1 protein-coding gene is annotated in these 1,735 nt (G+C 47.6%); it reads right to left on the bottom strand.

Annotated elements, in window-relative coordinates:
• Positions 1 to 21: 21 nt before the first annotated feature.
• Positions 22 to 1,314 (bottom strand): group II intron reverse transcriptase/maturase, encoded by a 1,293-nt coding sequence (gene ltrA / locus AB4209_RS14435; protein ID WP_372056279.1) that lies wholly within the window; start codon positions 1,312 to 1,314, stop codon positions 22 to 24.
• Positions 1,315 to 1,735 lie beyond the last annotated feature (421 nt).

The following is a 1,735-nucleotide window of genomic DNA, read 5'->3' as shown; positions in this document are numbered from 1 at the left end:
GGCCTCACGGCCTCCGTCCTCTCACACCACCGTACAAGCGTGGGTCGCATACGGCGGTTCCGAATATATTTTCAGTGACTCATACCCATCTCCCAATGAGTACAGGCCCAACTCCTCGAACCATTTTATTGGCATGGCGTGATTTAACTGCGGCGTTAAGGCCAAGTGCCACCACCCTTTATCTGACATCGCTACCTTCCACGCATTGCGCTCCGTTACACCTTGTTGTTGTAACCATGTCGCTATGCCGTATCTGCGTTTGCGTTGTTTTAAGCGGTAACATCGTAGCCGTCGCCGTATCCATTCGTCTAAGCGCTGCAAGCTGCTTTTCCGTATGGCGAGTTTGAAGTAGTGTTGCCAACCTCTTAGGTATTGAGTTAATTCCGCTATGACTGCTTGCAACTCTCGCCCTCGGTTTCGCTTCGTTATCTGCCGCACTCGCTTCTTCATTTGAGTTTGTGCTGCCTTCGATAGATGGATTGTTCCATCTATCCCGAAGCGGTGGCTTAAGTAAGTCCGCTCTGTCACTCTTGTCGCACCACTTTTCTCTCGATTTACCGTGAGCTTCAGCTTTTGCTCCAAGAACTCCGTTATCGACTCTTTAACTCGATAAGCGGCTTCTTCACTATGAACGTAGATTTGGCAGTCGTCTGCATATCGACAGAACTTATGCCCTCTGCGCTCTAACTCTTTATCCAGTTCATCTAATACGATATTGGATAGCAACGGGGATAATGGTCCACCCTGTGGTGTCCCTCTTTGTCTCTGTTCAACCATCCCGTTTCGCATTATGCCTGCCTGTAGATATGACCTGATGAGCTTCAACACTCGTTTATCACTGATGTCCTGTGACAGTCTGTACATCAGTCTATCGTGATTCACTGTGTCGAAGTATTTCGCTAGGTCGATATCTACAACATAACCTCGACCTTCTCGGATGTAATGACTGGCTGCCGTTAATGCATGGTGCGCACTGCGGTTTGGTCTAAATCCGTAACTGCTATTGGAGAACTTGGGGTCATAGATATCTGACAGTACTGAGGTCATTGCCTGTTGGACAACTCTATCAAGCACGGTTGGGATACCTAGTTGCCTTACGCCACCACTAGGTTTAGGGATTTCTACACCAAGTACCGGTTGAGGTTGGTAGCTTCCTTCCAGAAGACTCTGGCGAAGCGCTTGCCCATTTGAAGCCTGTCGAAGTGTTGAGATAGTCGCATCTATGTCGAGTTTGTCGACACCTGCACATCCTTTGTTCTTCTTCACTCTTCGTAGAGCTTGATTCAAGTTGGTTGAAGAGCAGATTTGCTCCATCAACGACGTTGAGATCACCAAGACTCGTCCTCCTGTTTACGCCAATCATGCTTGTCATTCTTCATCACCATGAGCTTTACTTGCTGTATCGCCCATTGGGACGTAGAGATGGTTTTCATCTTGCTATGACCCCACATGATTGAGTGTCTAGTGACTGCTTCTTGATATATTCAGTTCGGGCCTTCCCTTAAGTTGTACTTCCTTAAGGTACTATGCCTTCTGCTGACTTCTTATTGCTCGTCATACCGCATCGCTGCTGTATTAGTCTCTATCGAGACAAGTAATAAGATCTCCCGAGGTAAGACGTTGCTCTTTCCCTTGGCCGTGCCTGATTTATCACTACACACTTCCCGTCGAGGCATCGGGCTATTCTATCTATTGCTAGGTTGCCCAAGTTGTAATGACCTACTATCAGATTTCT

This window comes from Vibrio sp. 10N.286.48.C11, from assembly GCF_041469805.1.
Taxonomy (GTDB): domain Bacteria; phylum Pseudomonadota; class Gammaproteobacteria; order Enterobacterales; family Vibrionaceae; genus Vibrio; species Vibrio crassostreae_C.
This window is presented reverse-complemented; position numbering and strand designations above follow the sequence as displayed.